This is a genomic window from Stutzerimonas stutzeri (assembly GCF_024448955.1).
Taxonomy (GTDB): domain Bacteria; phylum Pseudomonadota; class Gammaproteobacteria; order Pseudomonadales; family Pseudomonadaceae; genus Stutzerimonas; species Stutzerimonas stutzeri_AQ.
Window position 1 is genome coordinate 100,416 of sequence record NZ_JAMOIH010000006.1, and the last position, 14,855, is coordinate 115,270.

General features: G+C 60.6%; 11 protein-coding genes. 2 read left to right on the forward strand and 9 right to left on the reverse strand.

Features of this window, described 5'->3' with window-relative positions:
- Positions 1-160 precede the first annotated feature (160 nt).
- Positions 161-1,216 carry a DUF2333 family protein gene (locus NA645_RS08390; RefSeq protein WP_256048420.1) on the reverse strand — a complete coding sequence of 352 codons (1,056 nt, stop codon included), beginning with the start codon at positions 1,214-1,216 and terminating at the stop codon, positions 161-163.
- A 216-nt stretch (positions 1,217-1,432) separates the two neighbouring features.
- On the opposite strand from NA645_RS08390, the gene NA645_RS08395 reads away from it, so the two are divergent.
- A complete protein-coding gene (locus tag NA645_RS08395; RefSeq protein WP_256048421.1) occupies positions 1,433-3,046 on the forward strand; it encodes a response regulator in 1,614 nt (537 codons plus the stop codon).
- Between the two features lie 48 nt (positions 3,047-3,094).
- On the forward strand, positions 3,095-5,056 hold the full coding sequence (locus NA645_RS08400) for a methyl-accepting chemotaxis protein (RefSeq protein ID WP_256048422.1): 1,962 nt from the start codon (positions 3,095-3,097) through the stop codon (positions 5,054-5,056).
- Positions 5,057-5,093: 37 nt separating this feature from the next.
- Here the strand turns inward: NA645_RS08400 and NA645_RS08405 are convergent, their stop codons facing one another.
- The 8 genes from NA645_RS08405 to NA645_RS08440 form a co-directional block, all read right to left on the reverse strand.
- A complete protein-coding gene (locus NA645_RS08405) occupies positions 5,094-7,379 on the reverse strand; it encodes a YgiQ family radical SAM protein (RefSeq protein ID WP_256048423.1) in 2,286 nt (761 codons plus the stop codon).
- Between the two features lie 162 nt (positions 7,380-7,541).
- Entirely contained in the window at positions 7,542-8,618 is a 1,077-nt protein-coding gene (gene alr / locus NA645_RS08410) for an alanine racemase (RefSeq protein ID WP_256048424.1), read from the reverse strand.
- Between the two features lie 192 nt (positions 8,619-8,810).
- On the reverse strand, positions 8,811-10,205 hold the full coding sequence (dnaB, locus tag NA645_RS08415) for a replicative DNA helicase (protein WP_256048425.1): 1,395 nt from the start codon (positions 10,203-10,205) through the stop codon (positions 8,811-8,813).
- A gap of 109 nt (positions 10,206-10,314) precedes the next feature.
- On the reverse strand, positions 10,315-10,761 hold the full coding sequence (gene rplI / locus NA645_RS08420; protein ID WP_168425129.1) for a 50S ribosomal protein L9: 447 nt from the start codon (positions 10,759-10,761) through the stop codon (positions 10,315-10,317).
- A 21-nt stretch (positions 10,762-10,782) separates the two neighbouring features.
- The gene (locus tag NA645_RS08425; protein ID WP_256048426.1) at positions 10,783-11,676 is read right to left on the reverse strand and encodes a hypothetical protein; all 894 of its coding nucleotides are present in this window, start codon (positions 11,674-11,676) and stop codon (positions 10,783-10,785) included.
- A 34-nt stretch (positions 11,677-11,710) separates the two neighbouring features.
- Positions 11,711-11,941: a 30S ribosomal protein S18 gene (gene rpsR, locus NA645_RS08430; RefSeq protein WP_019340128.1), complete on the reverse strand. Its 231-nt coding sequence runs from the start codon at positions 11,939-11,941 to the stop codon at positions 11,711-11,713.
- A gap of 28 nt (positions 11,942-11,969) precedes the next feature.
- Positions 11,970-12,392 carry a 30S ribosomal protein S6 gene (gene rpsF, locus NA645_RS08435; RefSeq protein ID WP_131649791.1) on the reverse strand — a complete coding sequence of 141 codons (423 nt, stop codon included), beginning with the start codon at positions 12,390-12,392 and terminating at the stop codon, positions 11,970-11,972.
- 179 nt (positions 12,393-12,571) lie between these two features.
- Positions 12,572-14,743, reverse strand: a complete 2,172-nt coding sequence (locus tag NA645_RS08440; RefSeq protein ID WP_256048427.1) for a PAS domain-containing protein — start codon at positions 14,741-14,743, stop codon at positions 12,572-12,574.
- Positions 14,744-14,855 lie beyond the last annotated feature (112 nt).

Below are 14,855 nucleotides of genomic sequence, written 5' to 3' on the forward strand. Positions count from 1 at the left end.
GCCAGCACAGCGGCTTACCGGCCTGACGTTAACACCCGCGTAGCCGGACGGCCCCCGCTTCAACCCACAGTGGTGCATAAGACGAGACTGGTGGGCTGAAGCCCACCCTACGACGCTTGCACTCTTCGCCCCGCTTTCCAGTCACAGCCTCTTTTCGTCTTTACCCCTGCGACAGCAGCATGCGCAGATCGATAATCGCCGCGTTGGCACGCGAGATGTAGTTCGCCATCACCAGCGAATGATTCGCCAGCACGCCATAGCCGCTGCCATTGAGCACCATCGGGCTCCAGAGCGGCTCCTGTGCGGCTTCGAGCTCACGGATGATCTGCCTGACGCTGATCGTCGCGTTCTTCTTGGCCAGCACATCGGCGAAGTCCACTTCAATGGCGCGCAGTAGATGCGACAACGCCCAAGCCTGCCCGCGCGCTTCGTAGAATACGTTATCGATCTGCAGCCAGGCAGTTTCGACGCGCTCCTCCTCGAGCACTTGTTGCACGCCTTCACGCTCCAGCTCCGGCGCTACTTGGGCATCCAGACGTACCCGGCCAACGCTGGCCGACAGCCGCTGAGATAGCGAGCCCAGCCGAGTACCGACATCTCCCAGCCAGTTATTCAGATTATCGGCACGCGAATAAAACTGCGCCTTGGGCGCTGGGTCGCTCAAGCGCGCCAGGTAACGGTCCAGATAGCGAATGCCGTTGCGGTATTCCGATTCGCTGGCAGGCAGAGCCCAGCTGCGATTGTCGAAATTGAACAACGGCTCGGCCTTGGACAGGTCGGCATCTTCGGTCGATTGGGATTGTGATCGTGCAAAGTCCTTGCGCAACGCTCGGCTGAGATCACGCACCTGAACCAGGACCCCGTATTCCCAGCTGGGCATGTTGTCCAGCCACAGGCCGGGCGGCGCGACGTCATTGGTCAGGTAACCGCCTGGCTTGTCCATCAGGGTGCCGGCAACTCGCTTGAGGGTCTCGACCGTGGTGTAGCCATTGACGATCTGCTGCTGCGAAGCATCGGCTGTCTGTTGAACGTGCTGCTGCACCGAGAAACGATCAGGCTCGGAACTCCAGTACCAGCCCACCAGCAACGCAACCAGCAAATAGACTGCAATCACTGCGACGAGCGCCAGCACCAGCGGATTGCGAGTCGCCCCGTCCGTCCTGGCAGTGCTTCCCGACGAGCCGAGACGGCCGAAGCGGTTCTTCCAATCCAACATGGGGTCTGTCCTTCTTCTCAAAATGCAAAGATTCGACCATCGGTCGCCAAGAGCGTTGCGGCAGGCGAACCACTATAACGCAGCCGATACACCCAAACCTCATAATGAGAACCAAGCCACCTACATGCACTCTGTCGATCGACCAGATCAGTGGTAGCATGCGGCCACCATCGTGCCCTCTCAGAAGAATGCCGCAGCGGGCCCAGGGAACCGAAAATGTCGGACCAAGAAGAACTCAAACAGCACTTCGCGCAACGGGTTATCCACCAGGCACGAGAGGTACTCGAAGTCTGGCAGCAGCTGCAACGCAGCGAATGGAACGATCACTACCGAACTGCCCTTGCCGATGCCAGCCAACGCCTGCGGCGATTCGCCGAACGCTTCGAACAGACCGAGCATCGACAACTCGCACTCGCTATCGAGGAGTGTCTGGGGGATATCAAGGAAAACCGCGGGCGCTTGTCGAGCGACACCATCGCCACCCTCAGCCAACTGATCTATCGCCTGGCCCGTACCGGCCTACGTCATAGCGATCCGCGTGGGCAGTCCGGCTATGTCCCGGCATTGAGCAAGCCTATCTACATCGCCCTGGAGGACAACGAGCGCGCCAATCACGTGGTACGCCAGCTTGAGTTCTTCAGCATGGCCGCTCAGGCTTTTGCCAGCGACGAAGCGTTTCGTGCCGCCATGCATGAGCGCCACCCCGCAGCCCTGATCATGGATGTCGACTTCAATGGCCCGGGCGAAGGGCTGAAACTCGCCGAACGCGTGCAACTGGGCCTGGAAGAGAAACTGCCGTTGATCTTCTTCAGCCACGAGGAAACCGACACGCCCATGCGCCTGGCCGCCGTGCGCGCCGGCGGCCTTGAATTCTTCACCGGCACCATCGATGCATCGAGCCTGCTGGAGAAGGTCGAAGTGCTTACCCGTACCGCCCACTACGAACCCTTCCGCGTACTCATCATCGACGACTCGCGTGCCCAGGCGACACATACCGAACGCGTACTGAACAACGCAGGCATCATCACCCAGACGCTCAACGAACCCATTCAGGCCTTTACTTATCTGGCTGAATTCCAGCCCGATCTGATCATCCTGGACATGTACATGCCCGAATGCCTGGGCACCGAACTGGCCAAGGTCATTCGCCAGCATGAACGCTACGTGAGCGTGCCGATTATCTATCTGTCGGCGGAAGATGATCTCGAAAAACAGCTCGATGCGATGAACGAAGGCGGTGATGACTTCCTGACCAAACCGATCAAGCCAAGCCATCTGATCGCCACCGTGCGGACTCGCGCCGAGCGGGCACGCAATCTCAAGGCACGCATCGTTCGCGACAGCCTGACCGGGCTATACAACCATACGCACAGCCTGCAGTTGCTCGAAGACGCCGCCTCACGAGCCCGGCGAGACGGTCAGCCACTGTGTTTCGCCATGATCGATATCGATCATTTCAAAAAGGTCAACGACACCTACGGGCATCCCATGGGCGACAGGGTCATCAAAAGCCTCGCCCTGTTCCTGAAACAGCGCCTGCGCAAGACCGACCATATTGGCCGCTATGGCGGGGAGGAGTTCGCGGTGGTGCTGCCGAACACCGATATCGAAAACGCAGTAAAGGTGCTCAACGAGATCCGCCAACGCTTTGCCGAGATCCGCTATCCGGCACAACCGGCCGATCTCTGCTGCACGTTCAGTTGCGGCATCGCCGAACTGACTCCCGGCGCCGACACCCGGTCGCTTACCCAGCAGGCTGACGAAGCGCTCTACCGCGCCAAGCACGGCGGCCGAAACCGAGTCGAGCGGTTCACCCTGTCACAGGGTTGACATCAAATGGCCATACATTACTGACCTCCCTGCCAACCGGAGGTCAGGATGCGCCTGAAGTCGCTCACCACACTCAACACATGCCTGCTCGTTGCGATCTGCCTCGCATTGGGCATCACGCTCTGGTGGTCTGAGCGCGAACTGCAGCGCCCTTATCAGCTGATGGATCGCTATCTCGGTCTTTCTCAGCGATTCGCGCATCAGGCCGCGAACAACATCCACGACTACCTGGCTAGCGGCAACGCGGTCAGCCACAGCGCGGCGATGCAAGCGCTGGATGGTCTCTCAGCGGATGTGGAGACGTTGCCAAGCCAGTTTGCCGATCGGCTACGACCCAGCCTGGAACAGCTCGAACAATTCACCGCCAGCGAGTTGCTGGCCGCCGGCAAGCTCGCTGGCGATCCCCAGGGCCTGCTGTTGCAAGCCGAACGGGAGATCGCCGGCACTTTGGCGCAGCTGCATCGATACGCGGCGCAGAGCTCCCAGGCGGCGCACTCCTACCAGACACCCCTGTTCGAGGCCAGCCGCCAACTGCTGCGCCTCAGTCATGCGCGCGGCAAACTGGTAAGCAGTGGTCAGGACGCACTGGCGGTGGACGTGGATCAGGCCCTGCAGGCGCTGGGCAAGGAGGCGGACGCGCTCGACACCCTGCCCTTGCTCGGCATCGCAACCGAACAGCGCACGGGTGCCGGCGCCTTCGCCGCATTGCTGAATCTCGAACGAGAGCAGCCCGAGCAGGCCAGCGAAGACCAAGGCATCGCACTCAAGCGCGACCTGCTCGGACTGATCAAGCGCTACCCTGCCGAACTTCAACGAACGCGGGAACAGATCCAGCAGCGCAGCGAACTGATGACCGCCAGTGCGCAGAAGGTCGCTGCGCTGCAGCTGGCACTCGCCGAATTGGAACCGGTGATACGTGCCGAACATGGCCGCATCCAATCGGAGGTCCGTGTTATCCAAGGCACCATCATTGTGCTGATATTACTGATCGCCTTCGCCATTGATCGCTTGCAGCGCCAGCTGACGCGCTCGTTGGGGCAACTGGCGCCTGCGCTCTCGGCATGGGCTGGTGGTAACTTCGAATACCCCGTCGAGCTCCACACTAGAACACCTGAAATGATCGAGATCGGCAGATCGCTCAACCAACTGCGCAGCTATCTGCTCACGCTGGTCAGAACGCTGCGCCAGCACGCACAGGAGGTCACTGGCAACAGCCGCAGCCTGGCGGATATGAGTAGCGACCTGCACCGCAGTGCCAGCCGCCAGAGCAGCGACACCGCACAGATTCGAGACGCTCTTGGTGAGCTGGAAGCAACCATCCAGGAAGTCGCCAACGGTGCTGGACAGACGGCCGAAGCCGGCCGCGCCGCCAGCCTGGCCGTCAATCAGGGTCAGGACGTCATCGGTAAGAGCCTGACGGGACTGCATGGGCTGGTCAGCGAAGTGCAGGGCAATGCCCGCGCCATCGAACACCTTGCCGATGAAACCGGCACCATCGGCAAGGTGTTGGTCGTGATTCGCTCGATCGCCGAGCAAACCAATCTACTTGCGCTGAACGCAGCGATCGAGGCGGCCAGAGCAGGCGAGCAGGGCCGTGGCTTCGCCGTGGTCGCCGATGAAGTCCGTACCCTGGCGCAACGCACCAGCGGCGCTACCGAAGAGATCCAACTGCTGATCGGCAACCTGCAGAAAGCCGCCCATCAATCGGTAGAGGCCATGCGCATCCAGGTCGATCACGCCGAAGCGACCGCCCAGCTGGCCGAAACAGCCGACTCGGCACTGAATCAGATCGTCGTCACCATTGGCTCGATCGAACAGATGGCGGCGCAGATCGCCCATGCCACTGCACAGCAGAGCGAGGCGGTGAGCGAGATTCGCGGCCATAGCGAACGCATCCATCAACTGGGCGATAGCAACCTAACGCACATTGGCCGCGGCCGCGAACAAAGCGAACAGATGCTGCGCCTGGCCAGCGAGCTGAACCAGGCGACACTTGCCTTCAAGAGTTAAGAGCCACCGGACCATCGAAGCTGGGGTGGCGGCAACCTCAACGCGGCGCGGCGGGACGCTGCGAAGGTTTACGACTCTTGCCGGATGGCTTGCCACCACCGGCCGCGGCCTTGCGTCGCGCTTCAGCGGCGGCCTTGGCCTGCTCGCGCTTGTCCCAAGCATTGCCGTCGTGGCTGCGCGGCGGCAGCCCGTTGTGCTGGGTGAGAATCTGCCCACCCTGCCCGGCCTTCTTGCTTCCCACCGGAGTGGAATTCTTGCGGCGTGCGCTCTGGTAGCCATCCGCCGCTGGCTGATGCACGGGAATCAGCTGATGCTTGCCGGACCCGATCAGATCGGCGCGCCCCATGCGCTGCAGAGCTTCGCGCAACAGCGGCCAACCCTTGGGATCGTGGTAGCGCAGGAAGGCCTTGTGCAAGCGGCGCTGCTCCTCGCTCTTGACGATGGTGACGCCCTCGCTTTTGTACGTCACTTTGCGCAATGGGTTCTTGCCGCTGTGGTACATCGCGGTGGCCGAGGCCATCGGCGAGGGATAGAAGGCTTGCACCTGATCGGCACGGAAGCCGTTGGCCTTCAGCCACAGGGCGAGGTTCATCATGTCCTCATCCGTTGTGCCCGGGTGCGCGGCGATGAAGTACGGGATCAGGTACTGCTCCTTGCCCGCCTCCTTCGAATACTTCTCGAACATCCGCTTGAAGCGATCATAGGAACCGATGCCCGGCTTCATCATTTTGTCCAACGGGCCGCGCTCGGTGTGCTCCGGGGCGATCTTCAGATAGCCGCCGACATGATGGGTGACCAGTTCTTTGACGTATTCTGGGGATTCCACCGCCAGGTCGTAGCGCAGGCCGGAGGCGATCAGGATCTTCTTCACGCCGGGCAGTGCACGGGCTTTGCGATACAGCTCGATCAGCGAGCTGTGATCGGTATCGAGGTTTTCGCAGATACCTGGGAACACGCAGGACGGTTTGCGGCAATGCTTCTCGATGTCGTGGCTCTTGCAGGCCAGCCGGTACATATTGGCGGTTGGGCCGCCGAGGTCCGAGACCACGCCGGTGAAGCCCGGCACGTTCTTCATTTCCTCGATCTCGTGCAGGATCGACTCGTGCGAACGGCTCTGGATGATGCGCCCCTCGTGCTCGGTGATCGAGCAGAAGGTACAGCCACCAAAGCAGCCGCGCATGATATTCACCGAGAAGCGAATCATCTCGTAGGCGGGAATTTTCGCACCGCCATAGGACGGGTGCGGAACACGCGCATACGGCGAAGCGAACACGTAGTCCATCTCTTCGGTAGTCAGCGGTATCGGCGGCGGGTTCAGCCAGATGTCGTGATCGCCGTGACGCTGCACCAGCGCGCGGGCGTTGCCCGGATTTGTCTCCAGATGCAGCACGCGGTTGGCATGGGCGTACAGCGCCGGATCGTTGCGCACCTTCTCGAACGACGGCAGACGGATCACCGTCCTGTCGCGTTCAACCTTCGGGTTCGGCAGCAACTGGACGACCTTCGCCTCGTTCGGATCCTCGGCAGGCCCCTTGTCCTTTTCGATGGCGCAGGCCTGCAGATCCTGGGTACTGACGTAGGGATTGATGATCTGGTCGACCTTACCGGGTCGGTCGATCCGGGTCGAATCGATCTCGTACCAGTCCGGAGCCGGGCTCTTGCGGATGAAGGCGGTACCGCGCACATCGGTGATCTGCTCGACCGCTTCGCCACGCGCAATACGCTGAGCCACTTCCACGATGGCGCGTTCGGCATTGCCGTAGAGCAGGATGTCGGCAGTCGCGTCCATCAGGATCGAACGGCGCACCTTGTCGGACCAATAGTCGTAATGCGCAATGCGCCGCAGCGAGGCCTCGATGCCGCCCAGCACCACCGGCACGTGCTTGTAGGCTTCCTTGCAGCGCTGGCTATAGACCAGGCTGGCACGGTCCGGACGCTTGCCGGCCAAGCCACCGGCCGTATAGGCGTCGTCTGAACGCATCTTTCGGTCGGCCGTGTAGCGGTTGATCATCGAGTCCATGTTGCCGGCGGCGATGCCGAAGAACAGGTTCGGCTCGCCGAGCTTCATGAAGTCATCTTTGCTGTGCCAGTCCGGCTGACTGATGATGCCAACGCGAAACCCCTGGGCTTCCAGCAGCCGCCCGATGATCGCCATGCCAAAAGACGGATGGTCGACGTAAGCATCACCGGTGACGATGATGACGTCGCACGAATCCCAGCCGAGCTGATCCATCTCCTCCCTGCTCATCGGCAGGAAAGGCGCCGGGCCGAAACACTCGGCCCAGTATTTGGGATAGTCGAACAGGGGCTTGGCAGCGTGCATGGCGAAAAACCGGGCAACGAAAACGGGCGCGGAATATAGCACAAAAAATGATCAGGAAGGCCGAGTAAACACCTCGGTCTTTGTGCTGGAAGCTGGAAGCTCGTGTGGGGCCGCAGCTACGCCGCCAAGCTTTTCGCTCGTGCTTCAGGCTTCCAGCTGCTTCTACCCGATATATCGGCGCGGCACCCGCTGCGTCACCTTGGTGAGCAACTCGTAACCGATGGTGCCGCAGGCATGAGCCAGCTCGTCGACGGGCATTTGTGCGCCCCAGAGTTCGACCGCATCGCCGATGGCCGCGCCGGGAACGCCCGTCAAATCGATCGCCAGCATATCCATCGATACGCGTCCTGTCAGCGGTACGCGTTGACCGCGAACCACAACCGGCGTGCCCGATGGTGCATGACGCGGATAGCCATCGGCATAGCCACAACTGACGGTGCCGATACGCGATGGGCGCCGCGCCACCCAGGTCGCGCCATAACCGACGCTTTCGCCGGCTGGCACTTCGTGTATGGCAATCACTTCAGCGGTCAGCGTCATGGCCGATTGCAATCCCAGCTCGGCGGCGCTGCGCTCGGCAAACGGCGATGCGCCGTAGAGCATGATGCCGGGGCGCAGCCAATCCATGTGCGCCGGAGCCAGCGTCAATACGGCTGCGGAGTTGGCAAAGCTGCGCTGGTCGAAAGCGATGTCCTGCAGCCCCTGATAGCTTTCCAGCTGACGCTCGGTCAGCTGATGCATGTGTTCATCGGCGCAAGCGAAATGGCTCATCAGATTCAGCTCCGCCACCTGCGGCGCGGCGCGCAAACGCTCGGCCCAGGACCTCAATTCGGCCGTATCGAAGCCCAGTCGGTGCATCCCCGAATCCAGCTTGAGCCAGACGTTCAGCGGTCGCGTCGTCGCGCAGTCCAAAAGCCGCTGCGCCTGCTCAGCACCCTGCACCGAGATATCCAACCCTAACTCCATCGCCGCTCGGCAATCCTCCAGATCGAAGCAACCTTCGAGCAGCAGCACGCGCGCATCGGGCGCCTGTTCCCGTACGACGCGCGCCTCCTCGACGCTGCACACCGCAAAACCGTCAGCCTCAGCGCGTAACGCCGCCACTACCGACGCCGCGCCATGCCCATAGGCATCGGCCTTGACCACCGCAAAAGCCCGCCGCCCCGGCGCGCAACGTTTCGCAAGGGCGTAGTTGTGACGGATGGCGGCCAGATCGACCGTGGCAACGAGGGGGCGCATGGGAGGGTTCCTGGCATCGAGGGGAAGATGGAATCTTAGGCTGAACAGCTGGAAGCTGGAAGCTGGAAGCTGGAAGCCAAGCATCAGGGACATGTCGTTTACATCTGACTTGCCCCACTTATCGAATGGGAAGCTTGGTCCGACCCACGATCCGCAGCCGATCGCGTTTAAGCCTCAAGCCTATGGTTGCCTTTATTCATCATCGAACTGGTAACTGCCCGGCGCCAGGTTCTCGAAGCGCGAGTATTTGCCGAGGAACGCCAGCCGCGTGGTGCCGATGGGGCCATTCCGCTGCTTGCCGATGATGATCTCGGCCACACCCTTGTATTCGGTTTCGGGGTGATAGACCTCGTCCCGGTAGACGAACATGATGATGTCGGCGTCCTGCTCGATAGCGCCGGACTCACGAAGGTCTGAGTTGATTGGGCGCTTGTTGGGTCGTTGCTCAAGGGAGCGGTTAAGCTGCGAGAGTGCGATGACTGGACAATTGAACTCCTTGGCCAAGCCTTTCAACGAGCGCGATATCTCGGAAATCTCGTTGGTACGGTTGTCGCCGCTGGAGCCAGGGATCTGCATCAGCTGCAGATAGTCGACCATGATCATGCCGATTTCGCCATGTTCACGAGCCAGACGCCGTGTGCGGGCGCGCATTTCTGACGGCGAGATGCCTGCGGTATCGTCGATGAACAATTTGCGGTCGTTGAGCAGGTTGACGGCAGAGGTCAGCCGCGGCCAGTCGTCGTCGCTGAGCTTGCCGGTCCGCACCTTGGTCTGATCGATTCGGCCAAGGGAGGCCAGCATACGAATTACGATGGAGTCTGCGGGCATTTCCAGCGAAAACACCAGGATCGCTTTGTCGGATCGCAGTGCAGCGTTCTCTACTAGGTTCATCGCAAAGGTGGTCTTACCCATGGAAGGACGACCGGCAACGATGATCAGGTCAGCAGGCTGCAGGCCGCTGGTGGCCTCGTCCAGATCAGCGAAGCCGGTCGACAGCCCGGTAATGTCCTCGCCCGCATTGAACAGCGAGTCGATCCGGTCGATGGCTTTGACCAGAATGTCGTTGATCCCTATCGGCCCGCCCGTGTTGGGGCGTGCCTCGGCGATCTGGAAGATCATCCGCTCGGCTTCATCAAGGATTTCGTCGCCCGTGCGCCCCTGCGGTGCGTAAGCACTGTCAGCAATGTCATTGCTGATGCCTATCAGCTGACGCAGCGTGGCACGCTCACGAATGATCTGCGCATAGGCCTTGATGTTCGCCACTGACGGCGTGTTCTTGGCCAACTCACCCAGATAGGCGAGTCCGCCGACCTGAGACAGGTGCCCTTCTTTGTCCAGCTGCTCGGACAGCGTCACCACGTCGAATGGCGAGTTGCGCTCAGCCAAGGTAAAGACGGCACGGAAGATAAGCCGGTGATCATGGCGGTAGAAATCGCCATCCGATACCTGATCGAGCACGCGCTCCCAGGCATTGTTGTCCAGCATCAGTCCGCCAAGTACAGCCTGTTCGGCCTCGATGGAATGCGGCGGCACCTTGAGCGCTGCGGTTTCCAGGTCGTACTGCTGTGGCACGCTGATGTCGTTCATGGCACTCGGAATTCTTTAACGTTCAAAAAACAAAAGGCACGTTCCACTCGCGTAGAAACGTGCCCGATGTTACCCGTCAGGCACCGGTGGTGCCAGACGATGGCCTGTATCAGCCAGCGACCACAATCAACTTCACGGTCGCTTCGACGTCGGTGTGCAGATGCACAGCTACGTCGTATTCACCAACCTGACGGATGGTGCCGTTCGGCAGGCGAATTTCGCTCTTGGCCACTTCAACGCCAGAGGCGGTCAGGGCGTCGGCGATGTCGTGCGTACCGATGGAACCGAACAGCTTGCCCTCATCGCCCGCGGTAGCAGTGATGGTGACTTCCAGCTCAGCCAGCTGAGCAGCGCGAGTTTCGGCGGACGCCTTACGCTCGGCAGCGGCTTTTTCCAGCTCGGCACGGCGAGCTTCGAACTCGGCGATGTTGGCCGGGGTTGCAGCGGTAGCCTTGCGCTGCGGCAGCAGGTAGTTGCGACCGTAACCAGACTTGACGTTTACCTTGTCGCCCAGGTTGCCCAGGTTTGCGACTTTTTCTAGCAGGATGACTTCCATTTGAGTCTTACCTCTTAACTTTTAACCTTCACCGTTCGCAGGTCCCGCATCGTCATCACGAGATGCCCGACCGCGAAAATCAAACAAACTGTCGACAATAGCCATGACGGCCAATAACGGATAAATCAACTGCATGAACAGCACCAGCGTGACGTAAAGCCCCACCAGCCAGAACCGCGACATCCGATTCTTCGCCACCAGCCCGTGCACCAATGCAATACCGGCAAACGCCAGCGGAACACTGCACAGCGGAGCCAGTATCGCCATCTGCACACCAAGGCTTGGCCCTAGCAACATGCCTGCAAGAAGCACCATCGCCGGTACCGGCGAAAAGCGCAGCGCCCGGAACTCGAGTCCGAAGCCACCCGGGTTGTACAACAACGCTTGCCAATACCGTCCGAGCATCAGACTGAGCAGGGTGATTATCTGCAGCAGCGCTGCCAACAATCCGGTTAGAACCGGTATCAGCAATGCGCCCAAACGGGTCTGCTCTTCCACCGAGAGCTGCTGATAGGCCTCCGACAGCATGTCGGGCAGCACTTTCTGCAATTCGGTGGCAAGCGCCGCGATCGGCTCGCCGAAAACCATTCCAAGCGCCCAGGCATAAAACAACCCGAGCCCCACACTGCACAACATCACTCGAGGCCAGGAACTCCGGTTGCGCAACAACAGCGCCAACCCGAACGATCCCAGCAGTACCAGCAGCGTGCGTGGATCTCCGAAATACCACCAGGCCAGTGCAGGCAATACAGCCCAGACCAATACGCCTAGCGCGTCATTCAGACCTCGACGCAACAACACCAGGCTTCCTGCTGCAGCACATAGCCAGAACAACATCGGCAACGCCGCAGAGCCAGCCACTACAACAATCGCCTGCATACGGCCGCGCATGATGAAGTCAGCCAGGGCACGCATGCGATTTATCCTTTACGTCTGTCGAACAGCTCGATCAACGGCCGTGGCTGTCGGTGTAGGGCAGCAGGGCCAGGAAGCGGGCGCGCTTGATAGCGGTAGCCAGCTGGCGCTGATAGCGTGCTTTGGTTCCGGTGATACGGCTAGGAACGATCTTGCCGGTTTCGGAAATGTAGGCTTTCAGTGTGTTGAGATCCTTGTAGTCGATCTCTTTCACGTTCTCTGCAGTGAAACGGCAGAACTTACGACGACGGAAAAAACGTGCCATGAAATAGGCTCCTCAATAGGTCCGTGGATTACTCGTCAGCGTTGTTGTCGCGGCTGTCGCTGTCGCTGTCATTTTCGTTGACAGAGTCAGATTCAGGGCGATCACGACGCTCACGGCGCTCGCTACGGTTTTCCTCAGCCTTGAGCATCTCGGACTGTTCAGTCTCGGCTTCATCGCGACGGATGACCAGGTTACGGATGACGGCGTCGTTGTAGCGGAAGTTGTCTTCCAGCTCGGCCAGGGCCTTGCCGCTGCACTCGACGTTCAGCATCACGTAGTGAGCCTTGTGGACGTTGTCGATGGCGTAAGCCAGCTGACGACGACCCCAGTCTTCCAGGCGATGGATCTTGCCACCGTCTTCTTCGATCAGCTTGGTGTAACGCTCCACCATGCCGCCAACCTGCTCGCTCTGGTCGGGATGGACCAGAAAGATGATTTCGTAATGACGCATTGTTGCTCCTTACGGGTTGCAGCCTGCCGCAACGCGCGGATCAGGCAAGGAGTGAATGAGTATGTTGTCTTGCCTGCCAGAGAGGCGCGCAAACGCCTGCCATCCGGGCAAGGGGCGCAATTCTAGAGAAGCCCGACCAACCACGCAAGGCGCTTTGGTGATTATTTAACCAGCCAGGCTCAGCCGCGCGCGACGCTCATTCGTTCGGCCCGAATGCTGTCGAGCAGCGTCCTGACTTGATGAATGTCATAGGGTTTGAGCATGGTGCGCAGATTATCCAGCCCTTCTTCACGGGCATTGATGGCGTATCCGGAGGCGATCACGATGCTCAGCGCAGCATCGCGCGACCGCGCCTGACGCACCAGTTCGATACCGCTCATACCGGCCAGCCCCACATCGGTCAGCAGTACGTCGAAGCGACGTTGCTCCAGCATTTCCAGCGCAGCCTCCGCCGATTCGCAGGGGCTGACCTGGTGCCCGAGTTCCTCCATCACCTCACCAGTGAGCATGCGCAACGTCGGATCGTCCTCGACGAAGAGAATGTTCAAACCTGCGGCCTGCTCCGGCATCGCCTCGGCCATGCCGACGCTGGATACCGACGCCGGGTTGTGCTCACGATCGCCGCCCGACTTACCTTCTTCAATGCCCTCAGCAGCGGCCCGTGGCAAATAGACCCGCACGGTCGAGCCTTTGCCCTCTTCGCTTTCGAGTACGACAAAGCCTCCGCTCTGCCGAACGAAGCCATACACCATGCTCAGACCGAGCCCCGAAGCATTGGCGTCCTGGCGCGTGGTGAAGAAGGGTTCGAAGGCGCGCGCCAGCACCTCGGGGCGCATGCCTTCGCCTTCGTCGATCACGCTCAACTCCACGTAAGCGCCGGCAGCGACACCAGGATGATCGGCCAGCTGCGCGACACCCAGCGAACGGTTGCGCAGCTGTATGGACAGCGCACCGCCACCGACCATCGCATCACGTGCGTTGACCGCGAGATTGAGGATCCCGGCCTGTAGATTGCCGACATCGGCGAAAACCGACCACAGATCCGACTGGATATCGACCTTCACCTGCACGGCCCGCCCCAGCGCGCCGCTCAACAACTCGCTCATCTGCTCCAGCAGCTCACCCAAATCGATCGACTGCGGCTGAAGCGGCTGACGGCTGGCAAACGCGAGCAACTGGGACGCCAGACGTGCGCCTTTTTCCACGCCGCCAACCGCCGACTCCAAACGCCGCTGCGCCGTCTCGTCGCCGCTCAGGTTGCGACGCAGCAACTGCAAGTTTCCGCCGATGATCTGCAGCATGTTGTTGAAGTCATGGGCGATGCCGCCGGTCAGCTTACCGACCGCTTCGAGCTTCTGCGCCTGCATCAGCGCAGCCTCTGCTACCCGGCGCTCGGACTCGCTATGCAGCAGCTCCCGTGTCCGCTCGCGAACCAGCTCTTCAAGGTGTTCGCGATGTTCGCGCAGCTCTTGCTGACTGCGATGCTGCTCGGTCACGTCGCTACCCAGCACGAAAACACCTGACGTCCGCCCGTCACGCCCGATAATCGGCTGGAACACCAAATCGAGATAGACCTCCTCGGGCTCGGCACCGGAACGACGCTGCAACAGCGTCCGCAACCCTGCGCCACGGTAGGGCTCGCCCGTACGATAAACCTGATCCAGAAGATCGATGAAGCCCTGCTCCGCCAGCTCGGGCAATCCGTCATTTACCCGCTTACCGATCAGCTGACGATTACCGGTGAGCTGCTGATAAGCCTCGTTGACCAACTCGTATACATGCTCCGGACCGCGCAGGAAGCAGACAAAACCCGGAGCTTGTGCGAACAGCTGGCGCAGCTGATTCCCCTCGTCCTGAATCAATCCGGCGCGCGACATGATCGCTGCTTCGAGCTGCTGCAACGGCTGCCCCCAGGATTCGGCCGAGCGCTGCGAAACCTTCAGCGATTGCAGCTCGGTAATGTCCATGGTGTGCTGCAGAATCGCGGTCACCTCGCCCTGCTCATCGAGCAACGGGCTGTGCGTCGCACTCCAGTAACGATCCTCATAAGACGCATCGTTATCGGCGCTTACCGCAATCGAGTAGCGGATGATCGGCAGCGTATCTACAGCCCCGGTGCGCAGCACACGGGCGAACGATTCCAGCAGCTCCTCGACATGGGTCGTTTCCGGCGCTTGCGGATCAGCGGCGAACGCGTCGTGTATGCGACGCCCTACGATGTCTTCGAGCTGGCGTCCGGTGAGCTTCAGGTATGCCTCGTTGGCATCCAGGATGGTCAACTCGCGATCGAGCAATAAATAAGCGTTCGGAGAAGTCCTGAACAATGCCTCGAAAGGCGGGCGCTGCGGCATACAACCTCCATGATGCGCGCTTGATTTGGCCGCTATCGATAGCGGCCATCAGATGCACGACCAAACCAATAATCGACAGAGCCGACCAGAAACGGACAATTGACCGCTACAG